The sequence below is a fragment of the Pseudomonas sp. NPDC086581 genome (assembly GCF_044746165.1).
Classification (GTDB): Bacteria; Pseudomonadota; Gammaproteobacteria; order Pseudomonadales; family Pseudomonadaceae; genus Pseudomonas.
The window spans coordinates 141,781-166,719 of sequence record NZ_JBIVBR010000001.1 but is presented as its reverse complement, the minus strand read 5'-3'; the positions used below and the strand labels follow the sequence as shown (position 1 = coordinate 166,719).

The window sequence follows — 24,939 nt, the reverse complement described above, 5'->3', positions numbered from 1 at the left end:
CCGGTGCTTGCATGGATCGACCAGCAACGGAGCCTTGGATGAACGACACCTTTGTTCGCAGTGGGCCGCTCAAGGAGCTTTGCAGCTATCCGCACTGGGCCCAGCGCCTGGTGCAGGAATGCGAAACCAGCCGTCTGTCGGTAATCGAGCATCCCCTCTACGCGCGCATGCGCGACGGCCAGTTGAGCCGACAGACCATGCGCGCCTTCCTCATAGGCGGCTGGCAGGTGGTGGAGCAGTTCCCCCTGTACATGTCCCACAACCTGCTCAAAACCCGCTTTGGTCGCAGCCCCGGCGAAGACATGGCGCGGCGCTGGCTGATGCGCAATATCCGCGTCGAGCTCAACCACGCCGACTATTGGGTGCGCTGGGCCGAGGCCTACGGCGTGACCCTGGCCGAACTCAAGGCCCAGCTGGTACCCGCTGAACTCCACGCCCTCGGCCACTGGTGTTGGCACAGCTGCGCCACCGAGGAACTGGCGCTGGCCATGGCCGCCACCAACTACGCCATCGAAGGCGCGACCGGCGACTGGTCGGCGCTGGTCTGCTCCACCGATACCTACGAACGCAGCCTGCCGGCCGGCGCCCGCAAGGACGCCATGCGCTGGCTAAAGATGCACGCCCGCTACGACGACGATCATCCCTGGGAAGCCCTGGAAATCATCTGCACCCTTTGCGGCCCGCAGCTCGCCATGCCGCGCTGCCTGGCGTTGCGCGAGGCGATCTGCAAGAGCTACGGCTACATGCGCCTGTTCCTCGACCAGTGCCTGGCGCTGGAGCAGGTGCAGGGTGATGTGCGGCGGGGGCCGATGCAGATAGCGGGATAGGATTTTCGGCTTTTCGCGCAGCGGTTGGATTCGGAGAGGGGCTCTCCGGCCACGTCAAAATCACCCTCAGGGCACGAGAATGATCTTCTCGCTGCTGCCCTCGTTGATCTCGTGGTAACGCCGCACGCCTTCGCTCAGCGGCACTTCGTGCAGGCCGGTGGGCAGCGGCAGCCTGCCGTCATCGAACCACTGGCCGAACTGGCGGAGCATCGCGGCGCAGGCCACCGTGTCGTACAGCAGCGAATTTACCCCCACTACCGAACCGCCACGACGATACAGGGCCAGGGCCGGCAGTTGCACGTGGCCGTCCACCGGCGCGGCGATGATGGCGATGCGGCCGAAGGTAGCCAGGGCGGAGACCGCCGCCGGCAGCCAGAAACCGGTGGTATCGAAGATCACCTCGGCACCGCCGGGGAAGTGTTCTTCCACTTGCGCCGCCAGGGTGTCCGCCGAGCCCAGCAGAATGCTCGGTACGCTCTGGGCTTGCAGTTCCGCCTGCGACTCGGCGCGACGCACCGCGCCCAGCACTTGGGCACCACGGGCCTTGGCCAGGGAAATGGCCGCCGCGCCGACGGCGCCGGAGCCGATCACCAGCAGACGGGTGCCGGCGCCGACCTGGCTGCGCTCCAGCGCGTCCCAGGCGGTGGTGAAGGGCACGCCGCAGCTGGCAGCCTGGGCGAAACTCAGGCGCTCGGGCATCAGCGCCGCGCCGCCGGTCGGCACACTCATCAGCTGGGCGTGGCTGCCGTTGCGGGTGAAGCCCAGGGCCTTGCCGGTGCCCCAGACGGACTTGCCCAGCAGCTCTGTCGGGCCTTTCACCACGGTGCCGGCGAAATCGCGCCCGGGTACGCGGGGCAGGGTGGTGTAGGGGAAGCGGCCGAGGACGTTCTTCACATCGCTGGGGTTCAGGCCGGCGGCATGGACTTCCACCAGTACTTCATCGGCGGCGGGCACCGGGTCGGCGATCTCGGTGAAGCTCAGGGCGGCGAGGTCGCCGGTGCGGTCGAATTGCAGGGCTTTCATGGCTCGGGTCCTTGGCAATCGGTTGTAGAAGAGGGTGTCAGTGGAGCCAGCGGGTCAGCAGCGGCAGGGCGTTCTCGCCGATCTGCATGCCCAGCAGGCCGACCAGCGCCACCAGCGGCGGCGCCGGCGAACGGAAGTCGAGGAAGTGGTAGGCGAGGCCGACGGCGATGCCGATGCCTAGGGAAATCAGGTAATTCATGCTGTCCTCCATGGGGTGGGGCCGGCGGCTGGCGGGAATGGAGCCAGTCTAGGAGTCGGGCCGGGGCGCCGCCGGTCATTGGCTTCGGAATATCGGACAGATGATGGACGGGGTATTGGATGAGCGTGCCAGGCCCAGGAGAAGGCTGAGGCCAGATCGTAGGGTGCATAACGCGCCAGCGTTATCCGCCGCGCGGTAATTGGCGGATAACCCGTTCCGGGTTGTGCGCCCTACGTGCTGTTGACTGCTTCGACTTGGTGTTCCCGCGCCACTTCGGTGTACGCGCAGGCTTTGTGTTTCGCCCCCTCGGGAGAGTCCCTTTTGGCAAACGTCGGATAGCCGCCCTCCCAAAAGGAACCAAAAGGTCTTGCCCCGGACATCCGGTTTTTCGCCTAGGCGAAAAATTCCCTCGTTGAATCGGAGTTTCAGGGGCACGCTGCGAAGGGCCGTCCCTGGCCCATCGCCGCTCTCGCGACATCCATGTCGCTCAACCCCGGAAACTCCAATTCAACGAGGCCTCCTGAACGGGGCCGATCGGAGTGCGCGGACGTTTATCTGGAAGACTTTTCAGAGCCAGAGCCAGAGCCAGAGCCAGAGCCAGAGCCAGAGCCAGAGCCAGAGCCGGGGATTGGAATTCGGCTCTTCGTAGGAGCGAGCTTGCCCGCGAACCGCCCCAACGCCGAACCTCACCTGGCGCAATACTCCGAAGGCACGACGCCCAGTTCCCGCCGGAACATCTCGCTGAAGCTCCCCGGCTGGTACCCCAGCCCATGGGCGATCTGGCTCACCGCGAGGCCCTCGTTGAGCTGCGCCACCGCGGTGGCCAGTTGCACCTGCCGACGCCACTGGGCGAAACCCATGCCCAGGCTTCGCTGGAACAGGCGGGCGAGGGTGCGCACGCTGGCGCCGGCGTCGGCGGCGTGCTGCTCGAAGGATATCTCCTGGGTCGGTTCGGCCATCACCGCCAGGCAGAGGTTCAGCAGGCGACGGTCGGAGTCGTCCGGTAACGGCACGCGCAACAGCAGGCTGCGCGCACGCTGCAGCTCCAGCACGGCCAGTTGCGAGAGTGCCTGGTAATAGTCGGTGTCCGGTTCGCGCTCGTGCTCAACCAGCCGGACGATCAGCTCGCGCAACAGCCCGCCCACTTCGAATGCCTGCACCTGCTCGCCGAGGGAATCCGCTGTTCCCGGCCGCAGGTAGATGTTGCGCATCTGCAGCTCGCTGACCACGCGGATGCCGTGGGGCACCTGCGGCGGCAGCCAGACGGCGCGGTTGGGTGGCACCAGCAGCGCTTCGGAGGGCGTTTCCAGCCACATCACCCCGGACATCGCATAGAGCACCTGCCCCCAGTCGTGGGAGTGCGGCTCGATGTGCAGGCCGCGCGGGTAGCTGCGGGCCAGGGCGCGCAGGGACGCTGGCGTGGCATTGAAGTCGGGGGGAGCGGCGCGGGCCATAGTGCGGGCAACAGTGCGATTCGTGCGGGGAGATGGGCCGCATGGTAGCCGCCGCACGGCGCCCTGACGAGAGCGCGGCACTCGCACTGGCAGGCTGGCGCACCACCTTGTCACGAATTCTTTACGGTGCGGCGGCATGCCGCACGGGGCCTTGGGCGGTGTAAGGATTTCTTGCCGGGGCAAGCGCACCGCCAGGGCGCAAACCGGCGGTACCCGGCTTGTTCCAGAGCCCCGCGACGGGTGAGATGAAGGCATTCCAGACGCCTGGACGGCCGCGCGCCGAGCCAGCCGATAACGACAACGAGGAGGCCGGATGAACGCCGTGACCAAGATCGAACAACACAACCCCATCGGCACCGACGGCTTCGAGTTCGTCGAATTCACCGCCCCCGACGCTCAGGGTATCCAGCAACTGCGCCAGCTGTTCACCGGCATGGGCTTCACCGAGACCGCCAAGCACCGCTCCAAGGAAGTCTTCCTGTTCCAGCAGAACGACATCAACATCGTGCTCAACGGCAGCCCCACCGGCCATGTCCACGAGTTCGCCAAGAAGCACGGCCCGAGCGCCTGCGCTATGGCCTTCCGGGTGAAGAATGCAGCGCAGGCCGCCGCCTACGTCGAATCCCAGGGCGCCAAGCTGGTCGGCAGCCACGCCAACTTCGGTGAGCTGAACATCCCCTGCGTCGAAGGCATCGGCGGCTCGCTGCTGTATCTCGTCGACCGTTATGGCGACAAGAGCATCTATGACGTCGACTTCGAGTTCATCGAAGGTCGCACCGCCAACGACAATGCCGTCGGCCTGCTGTGCATCGACCACCTGACCCACAACGTCAAACGCGGCCAGATGGACGTCTGGTCCGGCTTCTACGAGCGCATCGCCAACTTCCGCGAGATCCGCTACTTCGACATCGAAGGCAAGCTCACCGGTCTGCTGTCCCGCGCCATGACCGCGCCCTGCGGGAAGATTCGCATCCCGATCAACGAGTCGGCGGACGACAAGTCGCAGATCGAGGAATTCATCCGCGAGTACCACGGCGAAGGCATCCAGCACATCGCCCTGACCACCGAGGACATCTACGCCACCGTGCGCCAGCTGCGCGCCAACGGCGTGGACTTCATGAGCACCCCGGATACCTACTACGCCAAGGTCGACACCCGCGTCGCCGGCCACGGCGAGCCGCTGGAGCAACTGCGCGAGCTGAACATCCTCATCGACGGCGCGCCGGGCGATGACGGCATCCTGCTGCAGATATTCACCAACACGGTGATTGGGCCGATCTTCTTCGAGATCATCCAGCGCAAGGGCAACCAGGGCTTCGGCGAGGGCAACTTCAAGGCTCTGTTCGAATCCATCGAGGAAGACCAGATTCGCCGTGGCGTGATCTCCGATCAGTAACTCGCTTGCCGGGCGGCCTCGCGCTCAGCGTGGCCGCCCCTGGAGAACCGCCATGCTTACCTTGTATTCCTACTGGCGCTCCAGCGCGGCCTACCGCGTGCGCATCGCCCTCGGGCTCAAGGGCCTGGCCTACCGCCAGGTCCCGGTGCACCTCGTGAAGGACGGCGGGCAACAGCACGCTGCCGACTACAAGTCGCTCAACCCGCAGGAGCTGGTGCCGCTGCTGGTGGACGGCGACGCGCGCATTGCCCAGTCCCTGGCCATCCTCGAGTACCTCGACGAAACCCATCCACAACCCGGTCTGCTGCCGCGCGATGCGCTGCAACGTGCGCAGGTGCGCGCGCTGGCCCTGCACATCGCCTGCGACATCCACCCGCTGAACAACCTGCGCGTATTGCAGTACCTCAGCGGCCCGCTGGCTGTGGCAGACGAGGCGAAAAATGCTTGGATCCGCCATTGGGTCGAGACCGGCCTGCGCGCGGTGGAAGAGGGCGTCGCTCACTGGACCGGCCCGCTGTCCCTGGGCGAGCGCCCGGGCTACTTCGAGGCCTGCCTGATTCCCCAGCTGTACAACGCTCGCCGCTTCAACTGCGACCTCTCCGGTTGCCCGCGCCTGCTCGCCATCGCCGCGCGCTGCGAATCCCTCGAAGCCTTCCAGCAGGCCGCCCCGGAGGTGCAGCCCGACGCCCAGTAAGCCCCACCGCTCCACCGCTCTTTAGCCTTGCCTTGCTCGCACTACAGGCACCGCCTGGCCACAAGCCGGGCGGCCGATCCCGTCACAGATAAAAACAACAGGTGACGCATGACGCGTGAAACTCAACACGCAGGCCAGCTCCAGCGCGGCCTGAAGAATCGCCATATCCAGCTGATCGCCCTCGGCGGCGCCATCGGTACCGGGCTGTTCCTCGGCTCGGCCGGGGTGCTCAAGTCCGCCGGTCCGTCGATGATCCTCGGCTACGCCATCGCCGGTTTCATCGCCTTCCTGATCATGCGCCAGCTCGGCGAGATGATCGTCGAGGAGCCCGTCGCCGGCTCCTTCAGCCACTTCGCGCACAAGTACTGGGGCGGCTTCGCCGGCTTCCTCTCGGGCTGGAACTGCTGGGTGCTGTACATCCTGGTGGGCATGTCGGAGCTCACCGCGGTGGGCAAGTACATCCACTACTGGTGGCCGGACGTGCCGACCTGGGCCACCGCCGCGCTGTTCTTCGTCGTGGTCAACGCGATCAACCTGTTCAACGTGAAGGCCTTCGGCGAGGCGGAGTTCTGGTTCGCCATCATCAAGGTCGCCGCCATCGTCGGCATGATCGCCCTGGGCTGCTACCTGTTGGCCAGCGGTACCGGCGGCGAGCAGGCTGCGGTGAGCAACCTGTGGGCCCACGGCGGCTTCTTCCCCAATGGCATCAGCGGGCTGGTGATGGCCATGGCGATTATCATGTTCTCCTTCGGCGGGCTGGAGATGCTCGGCTTCACCGCCGCCGAGGCCGATCAGCCGAAGCGGGTGATCCCCAAGGCGATCAACCAGGTGATCTACCGCATCCTGATCTTCTACATCGGCGCGCTCACCGTGCTGCTCTCGCTGACGCCCTGGGACAGCCTGCTGCAGACCCTTAATGCTTCCGGCGACTCCTACAGCGGCAGCCCCTTCGTGCAGATCTTCTCGATGATCGGCAGTAGCACCGCGGCCCACGTCCTCAACTTCGTGGTGCTCACCGCCGCGCTGTCGGTCTACAACAGCGGCACCTACTGCAACGGCCGCATGCTGGTGGGCCTGGCGGAGCAGGGCGATGCCCCGCACGCGCTGGCCAAGGTGGACAGCCGCGGCGTGCCCGTGCGCTCGCTGATGGTCTCGGCGGCGGTGACCTTCCTCGCCGTGCTGGTGAACTACCTGGTCCCGGCCCGTGCGCTGGAGCTGCTGATGTCCCTGGTGGTCGCCGCGCTGGTGATCAACTGGGCGATGATCAGCCTGGCGCACCTGAAGTTCCGCGCGCGCATGGATGCGGACGGCAAGCGCACCGCCTTCCGCGCCGTGGCTTATCCGGCGGCCAACTGGCTGTGCCTGGGCTTCGTGGTGTTCATCCTCGGCGTCATGCTGCTTACTCCGGGCATCCAGGTGTCGGTCTATGCGATTCCGGTGTGGCTGCTGGTGATGTATGGCTGCTATCGCCTCAAGCGCCAGCCGGCGCGGCGTGGTGAGGCGGCCGCCGTGCTGGCCGACTGACTGCCAGACTTTGTGCCGGGCCGCCCGTGATTGACCGCGCGGCCCGACCTTTCCTAGAGTGACCGGGCCATTTTTCGTCAGAGGGATACTCATGAAAAAAGCACTTTGGCTGCTCGCGGCGGCCGTGCCGGTCCTGCTCGTCGCCTGTGGTGGCGAAGAAAAGAAAGCGCCCCAGGTCGACGCGCTGGTCCTGCCTGGCGACGCCAAGCTGGACTCGCGCAGTGTCTCGTACAAGTGTGAGGATGGCCGCAAGATCAGCGTGCAGTACCTGAACAAGGGCGACAACAGCCTGGCCGTGGTGCCGGTGACCGACGCCTCCAGCCTGGTCTTCGCCAACGTCATCTCCGCCTCCGGCGCCAAGTACGCTGCCGGCCAGTACATCTGGTGGACCAAGGGCGAAGACGCCACCCTGTACAAGGATTGGAAAGGCGGCGAGCCCGCCGACGGCGTAGCCTGCAAGGAGAGCTGATTTTTCTTGTGGCGCCCGAACGGAAAAGCCCGGCAGATGCCGGGCTTTTTCATGTCAGCGCCCCTGTGCGGAAAGCTCTTGTAGGGCGAATAACGCGCCAGCGTTATCCGCCGCGCGGGCAACGGCGCATAACCTGTTCCAGGTTATGCGCCCTACGACCGAACATAGGCCGATACGCGGATAAACCTGTAGGAGCGTGTCAGAAAGTGAATTCGAGATTCACCGTCGGTGTCGAGGTGCGGGTACCGCGTCCGCCGTCCACGCCGAACTTGTTGTGCCAATACTCGTAGCCCACGCCCAGCCACAGGTTCGGCTGGCGCTTGGTGCCCGGCAGGGTGGCGAACATCAGCGAGGTGCGCACCAGTGTTTCCGGCGCGGTGTCGTTGTCGTTGTAGTCCTCGCCCTTCTCCCCGGTGTAGTTCAGGAAGCCCTGGAACTTCGCCCCGTGGTCACCCAGCTGGAACGGCCGTAGCCAGGTCAGGTTGATCATGTAGGTGGTGTCGAAGGTGTGGTCCGGGTGCTTCACGTTGGGGATGCCAGAGTGGTTCTTCTCACGGTAATAGAACAGCGAGAGGTCGAGCACGCCGGGTCCGTTGAACTTGATGGTGGGGCCGAATACCAGTGCGCGCTTCTTCGCCGAGCCGAGGTTGTTATTGCGGCTGGCGTCGAAACCGAAGGTGAAGGCGTGGTCCTTCACCAGACCCTTGCCTTGCGGCAGGTCGAACACCCGCGAGGCGTAGAGCTGGCTGCGGAATACCCCGTAGACCTCGCTGCTGCCGCTGTCGGTGCCCTTGCGCGGGTCATCGCTGTCGGACTGCAGCACGTCGAGGTGGAAGAAGTTGCTGCCGTAGCGGTAACCGTCGGCGTGGCTGAAGCTGAAGATCCGCTTGCTGATATCGTGCGGGTTGTTCGGGTTGGTGAAGCCCTTGCCGTAGCGGAAGCCCAGCGTATTGCTGGTCCACTCGAAGAATCGATCGTCATCGGCCTGTGCCATGCCCAGCGGGGCGAGCACCAGAGCGGTACCGAGGGCGAACCGGCGGCCGTTGCTCAGGCGGCGGCTGGAACGCGAGTGGGGGCGGGCGGCGCCAGGGGCCGTCATCGCGGAAGAAACCATGTTGCACCTCTGTGTTGTTCTTGTTTTTCGTGGCTTCGGGGCCGGCGTCCCGCCGTGTGGACGGCGGTCGGTGACAGGCTGGGTTCTAATGGTGAATTGATGACATTGCAAGAAAAACTTGTACACAAATTCGTATACAAAAATTGACGCAAAAGTCAGGAACGGACGCTGCGCGGCGAACCAGATGGCTTCGGGACAGGCGCGGCGGTGCGCGGTATCCTGACCATCATTTCCTCCCTGAATCCTCCCCATGCTGCAGATTTCCAATTCCGTGCAGATCCCTGACGCCGAGATCGAGCTCAACGCCATCCGCGCGCAGGGCGCTGGCGGGCAGAACGTCAACAAGGTGTCCAGTGCCGTACATCTGCGCTTCGATGTGCGCGCCTCATCGCTGCCGGAGTTCTACAAGGAACGCCTGCTGGCCCTGAGCGACCAGCGCATCACCAGCGACGGCGTGGTGGTGATCAAGGCGCAGCAATACCGCACCCAGGAGCAGAACCGCGAGGACGCGCTGAACCGCCTGGCGGAGCTTATCCGCAGCGTCACGAAGGTGGAGAAGAAGCGCCGTCCAACCAAGCCGACGCTGGGCTCGAAGACGCGCCGGCTGGAGGGCAAGAGCAAGCGGGGGGCGATCAAGGCGGGGCGGGGGAGAGTGGATTTCTGACGCTCGGGCGATCCCCTCACCCCAGCCCTCTCCCAGTGGGAGAGGGGGCCGATTGTGCCGGCTGACAGTGTGGTTTCATCCTGCACCGAACAGTCCCCTCTCCCGCTTGCGGGAGAGGGTTAGGGTGAGGGGCTCTTGCTCTTCGTAGGAGCAAGCTCGCTCCTGCAGGGGCAACTCCACCGCCAGCACCATCAGTGCACCAGCATCCCCGTGAACACATAGGCCTGGGCCAGGGTGATCAGGCCGATGAACGCGGCGAAGATCAGGCTGTGCTTCACCGTGAAGCGGAACAGGTCCGACTCGCGCCCGACCATCCCGGTGGCGGCGCAGGCCACGGCGATGGACTGCGGCGAGATCATCTTGCCGGTCACCCCGCCGGTGGTGTTGGCCGCCACCAGCAGCGTGTCGCTGACACCGAGCTGGTGCGCGGTGGTCGCCTGCAATGAGCCGAACAGGGCATTGGACGAGGTGTCCGACCCGGTCAGGAACACCCCCAGCCAGCCGAGGAAGGGCGAGAAGAACGGGAACGCCGCGCCGGTCCCCGCCAGCACCAGCGCCAGGGTGGTGGACATCCCCGAATAGTTGGTGACGAAGGCGAAGGCCAGCACCATGCCGATGGTCAGCACCGGCCACTTCAGCTCCTTCAGCGTCTCGCCGAAAGTGGCCGCGCCGCTCTTCACGCCGATGCGCAGGATCGCCATGGAGATCAGCGCGGCGAGGAAGATCGCGGTGCCGCTGGCCGACACCAGGTCGAACTTGTAGATCGCCGGCATCGGCGTCGGGTTGGCCACAATAGGCGCAGCCTTCAGGACCAACTGGTCGAGGTAGGGCACGGCGATCACCGCCACCCAGCTCTCCAGCGCGCCGCCGGGCAGGAACATCGCCTTGAAGGGCTTCATGGTCCAGATAGTCACCAGCACAGTCAGGATCAGGAACGGCGACCAGGCCTTGAAGATCTGCCCGAAGCCGTACTGCGATTCCCGGCGCTGCAGACCGCTGCCGCCACCGACTGCGCCCAGCGTCGCCGTGCCGTCGGCGTTGATGCTGGAGAACTCCGTCTCACGTACGTTTGCCGGCTGCCACACGCGCAGGAACAGGGTCAGGCAGACCATGCTCAGCAGCGCCGAGGTGATGTCCGGCAGCTCCGGGCCGATGAAGTTGGAGGTGAGGAACTGGCTGATGGCGAAGGTACCGCCGGCCACCAGCAGCGCCGGCCAGGTCTCGCGGATGCCGCGCCAGCCATCCATCATCGCCACCAGCCAGAAGGGCACGATCACCGACAGGATCGGCAGCTGCCGGCCAGCCATGGCGCCGATCTTGAAGGCATCCACGCCCGATACCTGCCCGGCGACGATGATCGGGATGCCCAGCGCGCCAAAGGCCACCGGCGCGGTGTTGGCGATCAGGCACAGCCCGGCCGCGTACAGCGGGTTGAAGCCCAGGCCGACCAGCAGCGCCGCGGTGATTGCCACCGGCGCACCGAAGCCCGCCGCGCCCTCGAGGAAGGCGCCGAACGAGAAGCCGATCAGCACCACCTGCAGACGCTGGTCGACGGTGATCGACAGTACCGAGCTGCGGATGATCTCGAACTGCCCGCTCTTCACCGTCAGCTTGTAGAGGAACACCGCCGCCACGATGATCCAGGCGATCGGCCAGAGTCCGTAGAAGAAACCGTAGACCGCCGAGGCCAGCGCCTTGTTCACCGGCATGTGGTAGACGCTGATGGCGATCAGCAGCGACAGCACCAGGGTGATGGCGCCGGCGACGTGGCCCTTGAGGCGGAACACCGCCAGGGCGAGGAAGAAGAAGATGATCGGCACGAGGGCGGCCAGGGCCGAGAGGCCGAGGCTGCCGAGCGGGGTGTAGAGCTGCTGCCAGGTTTGCATGGGGATTGTCCCTTGTTGTTGTCGGTGGCAAAGCGTCAGCGGTGGATAGTGCTTTCAGAAGGCGCATGCCGGGGTGGCGCACGGGCCGGCAGGTATTGAAAAAGCCCCGCAACGCGGCGCGTAGCGGGGCTTCTGAAGGCTGGTTCGGGCAAGCTTTTCGGGGTGTCGCCGCCGGTTCGCTTGAGGCCGGCGGCGACCACAACTCGGCCGGTGGCTGTCTGTCGCCAGGGCCGCGTGAGCGCTTTCAAAGCGCGGCCACTCCGGCGCTGGCGACCTGCGCATCCTCGCCGGCCTTCACCCCGGAAACGCCCACCGCGCCGATCACCTGGCCGTCCAGCACGACCGGCACGCCGCCTTCGAGCGAGGTGATCAGCGGTGCGGTGACGAAGGCGGTGCGGCCGCCATTGACCATGTCCTCGTAGCCCTTGGTTTCGCGCCGGCCCAGTGCCGCGCTGCGGGCCTTCTCGGTGGCGATGTAGGCGCTGGCCGGGGCGCAGCCGTCGAGGCGTTCGAGGGCCAGCGGGTGGCCGCCGTCATCGACCACCACGATGGCCACCGCCCAGTGGTTGCGCTGCGCTTCGGCGCGCGCGGCGGCGAGGATGCGGCTTACTTCCTGCTGGGTCAGAACGGCTTTGCTGAGCATGCTTGCACCTCGCCTTGCAGGGATTCCAATGGCGCATCGGCGAGCGCCTCTTCCACCAGTTCGATCCAGTGCCGCACCGGCGTGCGATCCGCGCCGCCCAGGTGCGTCTGGCAGCCGATGTTGGCGGTGACTATGACTTCCGGGGCGCCGCTCTCCAGCGCCTTCAGGCGGTTGTCGCGCAGGCGTTTGGACAGCTCCGGCTGGGTCAGCGAATAGGTGCCGGCGGAACCGCAGCACAAGTGGCTGTCCGGCACGGCGGTGAGGCTGAAACCCAGGCGCGTGAGCACGCCTTCCACCGCGCCGCCGAGCTTCAGCGCGTGCTGCAGCGTGCAGGGGCAGTGGAAGGCCAGTCGGCGATCTCCGTGCAGGTGCAGATCTTCCAGCGGCTCGTCGCGCAGCACCTCGGACAGGTCGCGGGACAGTTCGCTGACCCGCCGCGCCTTGGCCGCATACTGCGCATCGCGCTCCAGCAGATGGCCGTAGTCGCGGACGAAGGCGCCGCAGCCGCTGGCCGTCTGCACGATGGCTTCGGCGCCGGCCTGGATCGACGGCCACCAGGCGTCGATATTCCTGCGCGCCCGCTCCAGCCCCTTTTCCTGGGCGTTCAGGTGATAGTCCACGGCGCCGCAGCAGCCGGCATCCGCCGCCGGGATGACGCTGATGCCGAGGCGATCCAGCACCCGCGCAGCGGCGGCATTGGTGTTGGGGGACAGCGCCGGCTGCACGCAGCCTTCGAGCATCAGCATGCGCCGCGTGTGGCGCGGCTTCGGACGCTCCACGGGCGGATGCGGATGGCGCAGCAGCTTGCTTTGCAGGCCCTCCGGCAGCAGCGGGTAGAAGGTGCGCCCGGCCTTGGCCAGCGCGCCGAACAGCGCGGCATTCGGCACTACGGCGCGCAGGCCCTGGCGCAGCAGCCGCTCGCTGAAGGTGCGCGGCACCTGCTGCTCGACCACCACGCGGCCGATGTCCAGCAGGTTGTGGTAGTCCACGCCGGAAGGGCAGGTGGTTTCGCAGTTGCGGCAGCTCAGACAGCGGTCCAGGTGCTCGCGGGTGCTGGCGCTGGGCGCGGCACCTTCGAGCACCTGCTTGATCAGGTAGATGCGCCCGCGCGGGCCGTCCAGTTCGTCGCCCAGCAACTGGTAGGTCGGGCAGGTGGCCGTGCAGAAACCGCAGTGCACGCAGGAGCGCAGGATACGCTCGGCTTCCTCGGCGCGCGGCAACTGCTTGGCCTGTTCGCTCAGGTTGGTTTGCATCAGAGCTCCCTGTACATCCGGCCGGGGTTGAAGATGCCTTGCGGGTCGAGCTGTTGCTTGAGGCTGCGGTGGTAGCGCAGCAAGGCGGCGGGCAGCGGGTGGAAGCCGTCGTCGCCCGGCGTGTAGCGCAGGGCATGGCCGCCGACTTCGGCGACGCTGTGGCGGATCAGTTCGGCGTCCGCCTCGGATTTCAGCCAGCGCTGCGCGCCGCCCCAGTCGATCAGCTGTTCGCCCGGCAGGGACAGCGCCGGCGTGGCATTGGGCAACGACAGTCGCCAGAGCGTGCCGGGGCCGGCGAAGAAGTCCAGGCGCTGCTCGCGCAGGTCCTGCCAGTAGCCGCTGTCGATCTCCTCGCCGCCCAGGCGCAGTCGCGCGGAGCACACCGAACCTTCGCCGCCTTCAAGGCGCAGGTACAGCGCGGTGCCGTCATAGCAGGCGGCAGTGATCGGGATCGGCTGCGCGCCCCATTCGGCGAGCTCACCCAGCGCCTGGTGGACGCCCATTTCCAGGCGCAGGCTGGCGCACATCCGCGGCTTGGGCAGCACCTTCATCGAGACTTCGGTGATCACCCCCAGACAGCCGAAGCTGCCCGCCAGCAGGCGCGACAGGTCGTAGCCGGCGACGTTCTTCATCACCTCGCCGCCGAAGCGCAGCAGCTTGCCGTGGCCGGTGATCAGCCGCGTGCCCAGCACGTAGTCGCGCACCGAGCCGGACCAGGGGCGGCGCGGGCCGGAAAGCCCGGCAGCGACCACACCGCCGAAGGTCGCGCCAGAATGATCGGGTGGCTCGCACGGCAGCATCTGCCCGGCCGCCTCCAGCGCCGCTTCGATTTCCGCCAGTGGCGTGCCGGCGCGGGCGGTGAGCACCAGTTCGGTCGGGTCGTAGCTGACGATGCCGCTGTGCGGACGAGTGTCCAGTTCTACGCCGTTCACCGGGCGGCCGAGGAAGGCTTTGCTGTCGCCGCCGCGAATGCGCAACGGCGTGTGCGCCGCGAGCGCCTGGTTCACCTGCTCGAGCAGTTCGCTGCTGGCGTCGGGCATCAGAAGCGCTCCAGGTCGGGGAAGGGCAGTTGCCCGTGGTGCACGTGCATGGCGCCGAACTCGGCGCAGCGGTGCAGGGTGGGGATGTTCTTGCCGGGGTTGAGCAGGCGGTCCGGGTCGAACGCTGCCTTCACCGCGTGGAACAGGGTCAGCTCGTCGCTGTTGAACTGCGCGCACATCTGGTTGATCTTCTCGCGCCCCACGCCGTGCTCGCCGGTGATGCTGCCGCCCACCGCCACGCAGAGTTCGAGGATTTTCCCGCCGATGGCCTCGGCGCGCTCCAGCTCGCCGGGCACGTTGGCGTCGAAGAGGATCAGCGGATGCATGTTGCCGTCGCCGGCATGGAACACGTTGGCCACGCGCAGGCCGAACTCCTCCGACAGCTCGGCGATACCATGCAGCACGCGCGGCAGCTCGCGACGCGGGATGGTGCCGTCCATGCAGTAGTAGTCCGGCGAGATGCGCCCCACCGCCGGGAAGGCGTTCTTGCGCCCGGCCCAGAAGCGCACGCGCTCGGCCTCGTCGCAGGCCAGGCGCACGTCGGTGGCGCCGGCCGCGCGCAGCACGCCGTCGACGCGCTCGCAGTCGTCCTGCACGTCGGCTTCCACGCCGTCCAGCTCGCACAGCAGGATGGCCGCCGCGTCCACCGGGTAGCCGGCGTGGATGAAGTCCTCGGCGGCGCGGATCGACAGGTTGTCCATCATCTCCAGTCCGCCGGGAATGATGCCGGCGGCGATGATGTCGGCCACCGCGCGGCCGGCCTTTTCCACCGAATCGAAACTGGCCAGCAGCACCCGCGCCACCTGCGGGCGGGGCAGCAGCTTGACGGTGACTTCGGTGACGATGCCGAGCATGCCCTCGGAACCGGTGAACAGCGCCAGCAGGTCGAGGCCGGGGCTGTCCAGGGCGTCGCTGCCCAGCGTCAGGTGCTCGCCCTCGACGGTGAGGATGTCCACCTTGAGCAGGTTGTGCACGGTCAGGCCGTACTTGAGGCAGTGCACGCCGCCGGCGTTCTCGGCGACGTTGCCGCCAATGGAGCAAGCGATCTGCGAGGACGGGTCCGGCGCGTAGTACAGGCCATGCGGCGCGGCAGCCTGGGAGATCGCCAGGTTGCGCACGCCCGGTTGCACGCGGGCGAAGCGCCCCTGCGGGTTCACTTCGAGAATCCGGTTGAAACGCGCCATCACCAGCAGGATGCCTTTCTCCAGCGGCAGCGCGCCGCCGGAGAGCCCGGTGCCGGCGCCGCGCGCCACCACCGGCACCTTGCGCGCATGGCAGAGTTTCAGCAGCGCCTGCACCTGCTCGATGCGCTCGGGCAGCGCCACCAACATCGGCACGGTGCGATAGGCGGAGAGGCCATCGCATTCGTAGGGTTTGAGGTCTTCGGCGCGGTGCAGCAGTTCGAGGTCGGGCAGGGCTGCGCGCAGCTCGGCCAGCAGGGCGGACTTGTCGACGGCAGGCAGCGCGCCATCGACGCGCTCGTCGTAGAGGATGTTCATAGGCTGACGGTGCTCTGATTTTGTTTTTTTGTTCGCGCCCGCCAAGCGGTCGCGTGGAGCCACGGCACGCTGAAAATGCGACTGCCGGTCAGGCCGCGTCCACTGGCGTCAGCACTGGTCCTACCAGTTCTTGCACGGGCGTCCACTGGAAAGGCCCTGTCCTGACAGCTAGGGTTCTTTGCACCCATGCAGGCCAGTTTCAGCTGGTCCTACCAGTTCGGGAGAACCGCAATGACGACTTATGCACAGGGCAAGCAGCGCGTTGCCGACCAGGTGGCGGAGAAGATCGAACGGCTGATCGTCGATGGTGTGCTCAAGGTCGGCCAGGCGCTGCCTTCGGAACGGCGCTTGGTAGAGAAGCTCGGCTGCTCGCGTTCGGCGTTGCGTGAGGGGCTGCGCGCACTGCGCGGACGCGGCATCGTCGATACCGAGCAAGGGCGCGGTTCGTTCGTTGCTGACCTGAACGGCGCCGAAGATGTGTCGCCGCTGCTGCACCTGTTCCGCTCGCAGCCGCGCACGCTTTACGACTTGCTGGAGGTGCGCGCGTTGCTGGAAGGAGAGTCGGCGCGGCTGGCCGCGTTGCGCGCCACCGAGGCCGACCTGGTGCTGATCGGCCGGCGCTTCGAGGAGATGCACGCGGCCTACGACGAACCGCAGCCGCTGGACCCGCGCGAGCATGCGCGGCGCGATCACGCCTTCCACCAGGCGATCAGCGAGGCCTCGCACAACCCGGTGCTTGTGCACACGCTGCAGTCGCTCAACGAACTGATGCTCAGCACCGTGTTCGCCTCGGTGAACAACCTCTACAACCGCCCGCCGCAAAAACGCCAGATCGACCGCCAGCACGCGCGGCTGCACCGCGCCATCAGCGAACGCCAGCCGGAACAGGCCCAGCGCGCCGCCCGCGAACATATCCACAGCGTGCGCGACAACCTACGGGAGATCGAGCAGGAAGAGCAGCGGCTGGTGCGGGCGACCTTGCGCCTGGAAGGCTGGAAATAGCGCTGGGGGAAGGGGACGTAACTGTAGGGCGCATAACGCGCCTGCGTTATCCGCCGTTCCGGGGGCGGCGCATAACCTGTTCCAGGTTATCCGCCCTACGGTGTAGGCGGGGCCTCTTCGTAGGAGCGAGCTTGCTCGCGAACCGCCTGGCTCCAGGGCATTGTTCGCGAGCAGGGCCCAGGCGCCCCCTCGGTCCTACAGGCATTGCATCAGCTGCGCTTCTTGCGCTCGCGCATCTCCGCCAGCATGCGCTCGGCATTGGCCTGGCAGCCCATGCCCTCGGGCTTGTTCTCGATGCCGTCGATCACCGCCAGCAGGCGTTCGCGATTCTGCCGCAGCTGCTGCTCCATCACCTCGATCTCCGCGACCTTGCGGCGCAGGCCGGCGACCAGTTCGCCGTGGCCGTTCTCGATGGGGCTGGAGTGCGGCAACAGGCTGCGGATTTCCTCCAGGCTGAAGCCGGTCTGCTGCGCGCTGCGGATGATCTCCAGCAGGTCGAGGGTTTCCGGCGGGTACGCGCGGTAACCGTTGGCCAGGCGGCGCGCCGGGGCGATCAGCCCGCTGGCTTCGTAGAAGCGGATGCGCGAGGGGGCGAGGCCGCTGAGGCTGGCCAGTTCACCGATTTTCATGCTGGGCTCCGAAAGGGGCTTGACCTTGAAGTGAACTTTAAACTTAACCTCCCCGGCACCACAACCTAGGAGCCGCACCATGTCGCCCTTCCAGCCCCTGCGCCTGCCCAACGGCGGCGAAGTCCCCAACCGCATCGCCAAGGCCGCCATGGAAGAAAACATGGCCGACGCCGACCAGGCGCCTTCGGCCGCGCTGCTGCGCCTCTACCAGGCCTGGGCGGATGGCGGCGTCGGCCTGATCCTCAGCGGCAACGTGATGATCGACGGCCGCGCCATGACCGGCCCCGGCGGCGTGGTGCTGGAGAATGACCGGCATCTTGAGCGCTTCCGCGAATGGGCGCGCATCGGCCGCTCCCGTGGCGCGCAGTTCTGGCTGCAGCTCAACCATCCCGGCCGCCAGGTGCAGACCAACCTCGGCCAGGGCGCCATCGCGCCGTCGGTGGTGCCGCTGGAAATGGGCAAGTTCTCCAAGCTGTTCGCCGTCGCCCGCGAGATGACCGAAGGCGATATCGCCGAGGTGATCCAGCGCTTCGTCCGCGCGGCCAAACTCGCCGAGCAGGCCGGCTTCACTGGCGTGCAGATCCACGCGGCGCACGGCTACCTGCTCAGCCAGTTCCTCTCGCCACTGGCGAACAAGCGGCAGGATCGCTGGGGCGGCTCGCTGGAAAACCGCGCACGATTGTTGCTGGAAGTCGTCCGCGCGGTGCGCGCCGAGGTGTCGCCGGAGTTCTGCGTGGGAGTGAAGATCAACTCCGCCGACTTCCAGCGAGGTGGCTTCGACGCCAGCGATGCGCGCCAGGTAATCGAGTGGCTGAACGACGAGCGGGTCGACCTGGTCGAGCTGTCCGGCGGCAGCTACGAGGCGCCGGCCATGCAGGGCGATGCCCGCGACGGCCGTACCCTGGCGCGCGAGGCCTACTTCCTCGAGTTCGCTCGTGAGATGCGCGAAGGGGCACGCATGCCGCTGATGGTCACCGGCGGCATCCGTCGCCTGCCGGTGGCGGAGCAGGTGCTCGATAGCGGGCTGGAGATGGTCGGCATCGGCACCGCCCTGGCGCTGGAGCCGCAGCTGGTGCTGCACTGGCAGCGCGGCAGCCAGACCCAGCCGGAGCTGCCGGCGATCCGCTGGCGCTCCAAGCCGCTGGCGGCGTTGGCCTACATGGCGCTGGTCAAGCTGCAGCTGAAGCGCATCGGCGCCCGCCGTGCATCCAACCCGCAGGCTTCGCCGTGGCGCACGCTGGTGATGGAACAGTGGCACACGCTGCGCCGGGCCAAGCAGTACCGGCGCTGGGCGGCGCGGCAGGCGGGCTAATCAGGTTCGTCGTCGTATGATTTCGTGCGGTTTCTGATCGTCCGTGCGGGAGCTTACCCTCTCCCTAACCATGGCTGCGCGCCCCGCTCCGAAGGGAGAGGGCGGGGGAGAGGGCGCATGAATGGCAGAGGAGCTTGTTGCGGGCGGGTTATGCAGACGAAGGTGCGATGGGCGCTTGCCCGTTACGCCTGCTGCCGCGTCGCCGCCAGCACGATCTCGCGGATGCACACACCCTGCGGCTGGTCATAGGCATAGCGAATCGCGTTGGCCACGTCCTCGGCGCTGAGCACCTTGCCGCCCATCTCGCGCTTCCAGTCCTGATAACCGCTCTTGATCGCCTCGTCGGTGGTGTGGCTGATCAACTCAGTTTCCACCGCGCCGGGTGCGATGGTGACGACGCGGACGTTGTGCGCCGCGACTTCCTCGCGCAGGTTCTCGGAGATCGCGTGCACCGCGAACTTGGTGCCGACATAGGCGACGTGATTGGGGAAGGTCTTGCGCCCGGCCACCGAGCTGACGTTGATCAGCGTGCCCTGGTTGCGCTCGACCATGCCCTTGAGCACGGCGTGCACGCCATTGAGCAGGCCCTTCACGTTGACGTCGAGCATGCGCTCCCACTCGGCCGGGTCCTGCTCGACCATGTTGCCCAGCAGCATCACGCCGGCGTTGTTCACCAGCGCGTCGGCCGGGCCAAAGCGCTTCTCGGCCTCTGCCACGGCGGCCTCCAGTGCTTCGCGATTGGTCACGTCCACGGCGCGGCACAGGGAGTTGGGCAGTTGCAATGCTTCCAGGCGCTCGACGCGACGGGCGAGCAGCAGCAGCGGGTGGCCCTGCTGGGAGAAGAGGCGGGCGGTGGCTTCGCCGATACCGGAACTGGCGCCGGTGACGATGATCAGGGGCTTGCTCATGGGGATTCTCCTGCTATCGGAAATCTGGATGACTGAACGATGCAGTGAAGTATATTGAGCAGTATTCCGCCTGAAAAATGGCTTATCTCTGTGCCTGGTATCGGGTTTGCCTATGGATATCCGACAACTGGCCGCCTTCGTCGCGGTCTTCGAAGAACGCAACATCACCGCCGCCGCCCAGCGCCTGTTCGTCAGCCAGCCGACGCTGTCGGTGACTATCCGCCAGCTGGAAGAGGCGCTGGGCACCGAGTTGTTCGTGCGCCAGGCGCGCGGGGTGGAAGTCAGCGAAGCGGCGCGCGCCCTGTATCCGCGCGCGCGCGCCTTGCTGGCCGAGGCCGACGGGCTGCGCAACATGTTCCGCCAGGCTTCCGCCCGACAGCCGTTGCACCTGGGCGTGGAGGGCGACGTCAGCGCCGAGCAGGTCGAAGGCTTCGTCAGCCTGGCGCAGCAGGCCGTGCCCAATCTGCTGCTGCACCTGGAGGAAGGCTGTGTGGGCGATGCGCGGCTGGCGGTCGAGGAATTCTGCTGCGAGGACGAACTCTTCGTGCCGGTCTGGGAAGACCCGTACGTACTGGCGGTGCCGCCGGGCGTGGAGGATGTGCTGGGCTGCGGCTGGATCACCTGCCCGACGCATCCTTCCCATCAGCGCCTGATGACGGCTTATGGCGGCGCGCCGGTGGTCGCGCAGGCCAGCACCCTGAACCTGGCGTTGCGCCTGGTCAGCGCGGGCGTTGGCGCGGCAATCCTGCCGGCATCGCTGCTGGCCGGCGCGCCAACGGTGCGCAGCGGCACGCTGAACCTGCCGCTGCCGATCCGCCGCATCGGCCTCTGCCACTCCGCCCAGGCGCTGGAGCACCCGGCGGTACGCGGACTCTACGACTTCCTGAGAGCCCGCGAGGCAGCCTGACTCAGGCCTGCGCCTTCTGTGCAGCAGGCGCGCGCAAGGACAGCAGCAGGACCAGCGAGGCCGCGAGAATCTGCAGGCTGGCGTAACCATTGGTGGTGGCGACCAGGCCGTAGCGCTGGATCGCCAGCCCGGCGAGGATCGCCGGCACGCTGAAGGCCAGGTAGCTGAGCACATAGAAACTCGCCATCAGCGCGCCGCGTTCGTGGGCGTGGGCCAGCGGTACCACCGAGCGCAGCGCGCCGAGGAAGGCGCCGCCAAAGCCGAGCCCGGCCACTGCGGTGCCGAGGAAGAACAGCCAGAGGTTGGCGCTGTCCACGCCGAGCAGGGTGATCAGCAGGCCGACGATCAGCGCCAGGCCGCCACGGCGCAGGATCACCGCCGCCGGCTGATTGCGCAGGGCGAAGATCGCCAGCGCACCGCACAGGCACAGGAGCGACACCAGCCCGCCACCGATCATCGGCACCTGCAGGCCGGTGACCTGCCGTGCCAGCGTCGGCCCCAGCGACAGGTAGAAACCGCCCAGCGCCCAGAGGCTGGCGTTCAGCGGCGCCACGCTCCAGAACGCGCGACGTGCCTGCAGCGGAATGCGGATGCGCGGCTTCAGCGAGGCCAGCGTACCCGGTTGCCGGCTGATGCTCTCCGGCAGCCAGCGCAGCAGCACGATGCCCAGCGCGAACACCGCCAGCAGCCAGACGTAGACCTCATGCAGCGGATCGGAACCGAACTGCACCAGCGTGCTGCTGCCCAGCGCGCCCATGGCCATGCCGAGCATGGGCGCCACGCTGTTGATCAGCGGGCCGCGCTCGCGGTCGATATCCAGCATCGCCGCGCCCAGCACGCTGGTGGCGATGCCGGTGGCAAAGCCCTGCAACAGGCGCGCGAGGATCAGTAGCTCCACCGAGTTGGCGTAGAGGAACACCGCCATCGCCAGCAGTTCGAGAATCAGCGCGGCGCGGATCACCGGGCGCCGACCGAGGTGGTCGGAGAGCGAGCCGAACACCAGCAGCGCCAGCATCAGGCCACCCGCGTAGATGCTGAACACCAGGGTCAGCAGGGCCGGGGAAAAGTGCCAGGACTCGCGGTACAACGCATATAGCGGCGTGGGTGCGGCGGCGGCAGCGAGGAAGGCCATGAGGATGGCCGTCAGCAGCCAGGCGGAGGCTCTGGGTGATAAACCAGACGCGCTTTTCGATTGGGTGTATGCCATGATTCAGCTCGCAAAGGCTAAGATTTTGCTTTTGCGAGATGCTGGACCCGTTTCTAGATAAAAGCAAATTCTTTGCTTTAAGGTGCTTATGGCAATCAATCAGGGTGTTCGACCGGGCGGCCGCAGCGCGCGGGTGCAGGCTTCGGTGCACAAGGCCGTGGCAGAGCTGCTGGAGGAGCGCGACCGTTCCGAATTGACGGTGCCGATGATCGCCGCGCGTGCCGGCGTCACGCCGTCGACCATCTATCGGCGGTGGGGCGACCTGAGCGAACTGCTCGGCGACGTCGCGCTGCAGCGCATCCGCCCTGACGCAGAGCCGGCGGATACCGGAACCCTGCGCGGCGATCTGCTGGCCTGGGGCGTGCAGTACATGGAGGAAACCGCCTCGGTGCCCGGCCGCGCGGTGGTGCTCGACCTGCTGGCTGCCGGTGGCGGCTGCTCCGGGCGCTGCATGGCGATCGCCTGCGGCCAGTTCGACATCATCCTGCTGCGCGCCAGGGAACGTGGCGAAAAGCTGCCGGAGGTCGACCGCATCGTCGATCGGTTGATGGCGCCGCTGGTGTACCGCATCCTGTTTTCCGGCGAGGAGCTGGAGGTGGCGTATGTCGAGCGCCTGGTCGATCTGACACTGGACGGGTTGTAACCCTCGGTTGGATTACCTGTAGGAGCGAGCTTGCTCGCGAACCGCCCAGCATCAGCGCTGCCGGCTGACTCGATTCGCGAGCAAGCTCGCTCCTACAACTGCGCGCTCCGCACTGCATCTGCCCACGCCTGAAGAGCGCCGCAAGCCGCGACGGCAATCTCCTCATCACTGCGTCCGGCAAACACCCGCTCCAATGCATCCGCCGCAATCAGCCCGGCAACCGTCGGTGTGCCCACTGCGTCGGTGAGATCCAGCCACTCGCCGAAGCTGGCCGGCGTGTCGTACCAGCGCAGGTAACCCGACGGCGACATCGGCCACCAGCGCTCGTCGAACTGCAGCACGACCTTTTCCAGCTGGCCCATGCCCAGGTGCTCCAGCGCATCCTGCTGCGCGGCCGGCAGCGGTGGGGCGAAGCGGATTTCGCGTAGCACGCCGATGGGCACGGTGCAGATGCAGAAGTCGGCGCTTTCGGCTCCCGCTCGCACCTGCTCGCCGGACCAGTCGATGGCGGTCACCGGCTGGTTCAGGCGGATATCCAACCCTTCGGCGAGATGCGCGGCCAGCTGTGAATAACCCTGTGGCAGGAAGCGGTCGCCGGCCCCGACGCCTTCTTCGTCGAGGGCATCGACCGAGAGTGACTCCAGCGGCAGGCAGGCTTCCAGGATCAGGTTGGCGTCCAGGGCGAAGCGGGTGGCGCGGCGGGTTTCTTCATCGCGATCTTCGAGATAGCGCGCGACACCTTCGGCCAGCGGCAGGCTGCGGTCGATCCCCGCGCGCAGGGCTTCCCAGGCTGAATCGATGTCGGGCACCGGGCCATCCGCCGTGGCAGCCAGGGGCTGCCCGAAATCGGTTTCCTGCAGCGGCAGGCCGAGCTGCCGGGCGTGGGCGGCCAGGGGATTTTCGTCGAAGTGCTGCAGCCAGGCGGCACCTTCGTCTACCCGTACCGGCCCCAGGGAAATGCTGTGGACGCGGCCACCGATTCGCTCGCGGGCTTCCAGCACCACGCAGTCGATTCCGGCTTCCCGCAGACGTCGCGTGGCGGAAATCCCGGCGAAGCCCGCACCGATCACCAGCACTCGGCGGGCTCCGCTTTCGATGGCGATTTCGGCGGCGCGCAGGCCATCGTTCCAGGCGCCGTGGGTCATGGCCGGTGCGTCGGGATTGCAGGCCTCGCCGGCCAGCACCAGCCTGCCACCCAGCGCTTCACCCAAACGCCGCCGATGCTCCGGCGTGGCACCGGGCAGCAGGGTGCTGTAGGCGCCACGGCTGAACGGGTCGTCACTCCAGTGGGTAACGTGGAAGGCAGTGGGGCGGTGGCGAAGGCTGTCCATGTCGTGCTCGCTCAGTGAAAGAGCGGTGACCTTAGAGGCGGGGCGGGCAGCAGTACAAGACTCAGACGCAGCGTTTTTTGTAGGAGCGGGCCACGCCCGCGATCGCGCGCATGGCGCGCTCCTGCAGGTTATGGCGCGGTGTCAGGCGCGGCTCAGGCGGATCACCGTGCGCGCGACGGAAACCCCGGTGAAGAGCACCACGAACAACCGCAGCGTCTGCATCGCCAGCACGAGGCCGACGTCGGAGTGGGTGTCCACCGCGATGATCGCCATGGCGTCCAGGCCGCCGGGGCTGGTGGCGAGATAGAGGGAGAGGAAGTCCATCCCGGTGATGGCCGCCAGCGCCCAGGCGAACAGCGCGCAGCTGGCGATGAGGGCCAGTGCGCTGACCAGCATGGCCGGTAAGTGGCGGCCGACGTAGGCGAGGCTTTCGCGGTCGAAGCGCAGGCCAATGTAGCAGCCGATCACGCCGTAGGCGGTGGCCAGCAACCAGTGCGGCAGGGTGATGTGCAGCACGCCGGTCAGCTGCAGCACGGCACCGGCCACCAGGGGTACCAGCAGCGGGCCGGCCGGCAGTTTCGCGCCGGCGGTGGTGCAGACGAAGATCAGCAGCAGGCAGTTGATCAGGTCGGGCAGGGTGGCGGTGTCGATGATCGGCGTGCTGTGCGTCGCCGAGCCGCCGCCTTCGATGCCCAGCAAGCGGCCGACCAGGGCGCCGGCCATGACCACGCAGACCACCCGCACGTACTGCATGGTGGCGACCACTCGTGGGTCGGCGCCGTTGGCTTCGGCCATCGACACCATGGCCGCGGCGCCGCCCGGCGCGGTGCCCCAGGCGGCGGTGCTGCCGGGGATGCCGCCGAAGCGGACCATGGCGTAGCTGACCACGGCCGAGAGCAACAGGGTGAGCAGGGTGGCGCTGAGCATCAGCGGCCAGGAAGCGACCATCGCCTGCAGCACCGACCAACTCATGGCGTGGGCGACCAGCAGGCCGATGCAGCCCTGGCTCAAGCGGAAAGCCTGGCGCGGCAGACGGATTTGCGCGCCGCTGACGCCGAAGGCGATGGCCACCAGCATGGGGCCGAGAAACAAGGCGGCGGGGATGCCGAGCCAGGTCAGCAATTGCCCGGCGCCTCCGGCTCCGAGCGCCAGGGCCAGCCATTGCAGACTGACGGGAATTTGGGCGACGGACTGGGCAGGGCGGCTGGACACGGACGGCTCCGGGCGGGGAAGACGGAGGAATTATCGGTAGCCGGATTGATCAAGTCTATTTTCTAATAGTCATGAATTCATTCCTGAAATTTATCGGTATGCC

Annotated in this window: 24 protein-coding genes; 10 read left to right on the top strand and 14 right to left on the bottom strand. The window is 67.0% G+C overall.

The features are described 5' to 3' along the window. Positions 1-38 precede the first annotated feature (38 nt). Positions 39-827 (top strand): TenA family transcriptional regulator, encoded by a 789-nt coding sequence (locus ACIPK7_RS00755; RefSeq protein WP_401084452.1) that lies wholly within the window; start codon positions 39-41, stop codon positions 825-827. A gap of 66 nt (positions 828-893) precedes the next feature. Here ACIPK7_RS00755 and ACIPK7_RS00750 read toward each other — a convergent pair whose 3' ends face one another. From ACIPK7_RS00750 to ACIPK7_RS00740, 3 genes are all read right to left on the bottom strand, one after another. Next, positions 894-1,850, bottom strand: coding sequence for a zinc-binding alcohol dehydrogenase family protein (locus ACIPK7_RS00750; protein WP_401084449.1), 957 nt, complete (start codon positions 1,848-1,850; stop codon positions 894-896). Positions 1,851-1,887: 37 nt separating this feature from the next. Beyond that, on the bottom strand, positions 1,888-2,049 hold the full coding sequence (locus ACIPK7_RS00745) for a DUF1427 family protein (protein ID WP_401084446.1): 162 nt from the start codon (positions 2,047-2,049) through the stop codon (positions 1,888-1,890). Between the two features lie 686 nt (positions 2,050-2,735). Further along, positions 2,736-3,503, bottom strand: a complete 768-nt coding sequence (locus ACIPK7_RS00740; RefSeq protein ID WP_401084444.1) for an AraC family transcriptional regulator — start codon at positions 3,501-3,503, stop codon at positions 2,736-2,738. A gap of 313 nt (positions 3,504-3,816) precedes the next feature. On the opposite strand from ACIPK7_RS00740, the gene hppD reads away from it, so the two are divergent. The 4 genes from hppD to ACIPK7_RS00720 all read left to right on the top strand — a co-directional run bounded on the left by hppD (position 3,817) and on the right by ACIPK7_RS00720 (position 7,586). Next, positions 3,817-4,899, top strand: a complete 1,083-nt coding sequence (gene hppD, locus ACIPK7_RS00735; RefSeq protein ID WP_081519226.1) for a 4-hydroxyphenylpyruvate dioxygenase — start codon at positions 3,817-3,819, stop codon at positions 4,897-4,899. A gap of 52 nt (positions 4,900-4,951) precedes the next feature. After that, positions 4,952-5,593 (top strand): maleylacetoacetate isomerase, encoded by a 642-nt coding sequence (maiA, locus tag ACIPK7_RS00730; RefSeq protein WP_401084441.1) that lies wholly within the window; start codon positions 4,952-4,954, stop codon positions 5,591-5,593. Between the two features lie 108 nt (positions 5,594-5,701). Beyond that, positions 5,702-7,117 (top strand): amino acid permease, encoded by a 1,416-nt coding sequence (locus ACIPK7_RS00725; protein ID WP_401084438.1) that lies wholly within the window; start codon positions 5,702-5,704, stop codon positions 7,115-7,117. A 91-nt stretch (positions 7,118-7,208) separates the two neighbouring features. Beyond that, positions 7,209-7,586 (top strand): MliC family protein, encoded by a 378-nt coding sequence (locus ACIPK7_RS00720; protein ID WP_015476418.1) that lies wholly within the window; start codon positions 7,209-7,211, stop codon positions 7,584-7,586. 199 nt (positions 7,587-7,785) lie between these two features. Here ACIPK7_RS00720 and ACIPK7_RS00715 read toward each other — a convergent pair whose 3' ends face one another. After that, a complete protein-coding gene (locus ACIPK7_RS00715) occupies positions 7,786-8,580 on the bottom strand; it encodes a nucleoside-binding protein (RefSeq protein WP_401085550.1) in 795 nt (264 codons plus the stop codon). A 370-nt stretch (positions 8,581-8,950) separates the two neighbouring features. On the opposite strand from ACIPK7_RS00715, the gene arfB reads away from it, so the two are divergent. Continuing rightward, a complete protein-coding gene (gene arfB, locus ACIPK7_RS00710; protein ID WP_192430312.1) occupies positions 8,951-9,364 on the top strand; it encodes an alternative ribosome rescue aminoacyl-tRNA hydrolase ArfB in 414 nt (137 codons plus the stop codon). 191 nt (positions 9,365-9,555) lie between these two features. On the opposite strand, the gene ACIPK7_RS00705 is transcribed toward arfB, so the two are convergent. The 5 genes from ACIPK7_RS00705 to glcD all read right to left on the bottom strand — a co-directional run bounded on the left by ACIPK7_RS00705 (position 9,556) and on the right by glcD (position 15,685). After that, a complete protein-coding gene (locus ACIPK7_RS00705; RefSeq protein WP_401084434.1) occupies positions 9,556-11,250 on the bottom strand; it encodes a lactate permease LctP family transporter in 1,695 nt (564 codons plus the stop codon). Positions 11,251-11,494: 244 nt separating this feature from the next. After that, on the bottom strand, positions 11,495-11,893 hold the full coding sequence (locus ACIPK7_RS00700) for a heme-binding protein (protein WP_401084431.1): 399 nt from the start codon (positions 11,891-11,893) through the stop codon (positions 11,495-11,497). Continuing rightward, complete coding sequence (gene glcF, locus ACIPK7_RS00695) at positions 11,872-13,146, bottom strand: glycolate oxidase subunit GlcF (RefSeq protein WP_401084428.1); 1,275 nt, start codon at positions 13,144-13,146, stop codon at positions 11,872-11,874. Before glcF ends, ACIPK7_RS00700 begins: the two co-directional genes overlap by 22 nt. Further along, positions 13,146-14,186, bottom strand: coding sequence for a glycolate oxidase subunit GlcE (gene glcE / locus ACIPK7_RS00690; protein ID WP_401084425.1), 1,041 nt, complete (start codon positions 14,184-14,186; stop codon positions 13,146-13,148). Before glcE ends, glcF begins: the two co-directional genes overlap by 1 nt. Beyond that, complete coding sequence (gene glcD, locus ACIPK7_RS00685) at positions 14,186-15,685, bottom strand: glycolate oxidase subunit GlcD (protein ID WP_401084422.1); 1,500 nt, start codon at positions 15,683-15,685, stop codon at positions 14,186-14,188. Before glcD ends, glcE begins: the two co-directional genes overlap by 1 nt. A 231-nt stretch (positions 15,686-15,916) precedes the next feature. Here glcD and glcC point away from each other — a divergent pair, with 231 nt between their 5' ends. Next, on the top strand, positions 15,917-16,687 hold the full coding sequence (gene glcC, locus ACIPK7_RS00680; protein WP_192430306.1) for a transcriptional regulator GlcC: 771 nt from the start codon (positions 15,917-15,919) through the stop codon (positions 16,685-16,687). A gap of 209 nt (positions 16,688-16,896) precedes the next feature. Here glcC and ACIPK7_RS00675 read toward each other — a convergent pair whose 3' ends face one another. Continuing rightward, a complete protein-coding gene (locus tag ACIPK7_RS00675; RefSeq protein WP_192430305.1) occupies positions 16,897-17,316 on the bottom strand; it encodes a MerR family transcriptional regulator in 420 nt (139 codons plus the stop codon). A gap of 79 nt (positions 17,317-17,395) precedes the next feature. On the opposite strand from ACIPK7_RS00675, the gene ACIPK7_RS00670 reads away from it, so the two are divergent. Then, a complete protein-coding gene (locus ACIPK7_RS00670; protein WP_401084418.1) occupies positions 17,396-18,628 on the top strand; it encodes an NADH:flavin oxidoreductase/NADH oxidase family protein in 1,233 nt (410 codons plus the stop codon). 182 nt (positions 18,629-18,810) lie between these two features. Here ACIPK7_RS00670 and ACIPK7_RS00665 read toward each other — a convergent pair whose 3' ends face one another. Beyond that, positions 18,811-19,536: an SDR family oxidoreductase gene (locus tag ACIPK7_RS00665; protein WP_192430303.1), complete on the bottom strand. Its 726-nt coding sequence runs from the start codon at positions 19,534-19,536 to the stop codon at positions 18,811-18,813. 112 nt (positions 19,537-19,648) lie between these two features. On the opposite strand from ACIPK7_RS00665, the gene ACIPK7_RS00660 reads away from it, so the two are divergent. After that, on the top strand, positions 19,649-20,443 hold the full coding sequence (locus tag ACIPK7_RS00660) for a LysR family transcriptional regulator (RefSeq protein WP_401084415.1): 795 nt from the start codon (positions 19,649-19,651) through the stop codon (positions 20,441-20,443). A gap of 1 nt (position 20,444) precedes the next feature. Here ACIPK7_RS00660 and ACIPK7_RS00655 read toward each other — a convergent pair whose 3' ends face one another. Continuing rightward, the gene (locus ACIPK7_RS00655) at positions 20,445-21,575 is read right to left on the bottom strand and encodes an MFS transporter (protein WP_401084412.1); all 1,131 of its coding nucleotides are present in this window, start codon (positions 21,573-21,575) and stop codon (positions 20,445-20,447) included. A gap of 163 nt (positions 21,576-21,738) precedes the next feature. Between ACIPK7_RS00655 and ACIPK7_RS00650 the strand changes: the two genes are divergently transcribed. Then, positions 21,739-22,293: a TetR/AcrR family transcriptional regulator gene (locus tag ACIPK7_RS00650; RefSeq protein ID WP_401084409.1), complete on the top strand. Its 555-nt coding sequence runs from the start codon at positions 21,739-21,741 to the stop codon at positions 22,291-22,293. Positions 22,294-22,385: 92 nt separating this feature from the next. Here ACIPK7_RS00650 and ACIPK7_RS00645 read toward each other — a convergent pair whose 3' ends face one another. Both ACIPK7_RS00645 and ACIPK7_RS00640 read right to left on the bottom strand, forming a co-directional pair. Further along, complete coding sequence (locus tag ACIPK7_RS00645; protein ID WP_401084406.1) at positions 22,386-23,624, bottom strand: FAD-dependent oxidoreductase; 1,239 nt, start codon at positions 23,622-23,624, stop codon at positions 22,386-22,388. A 141-nt stretch (positions 23,625-23,765) separates the two neighbouring features. Then, complete coding sequence (locus tag ACIPK7_RS00640; RefSeq protein ID WP_401084404.1) at positions 23,766-24,836, bottom strand: AbrB family transcriptional regulator; 1,071 nt, start codon at positions 24,834-24,836, stop codon at positions 23,766-23,768. Positions 24,837-24,939: the final 103 nt, after the last annotated feature.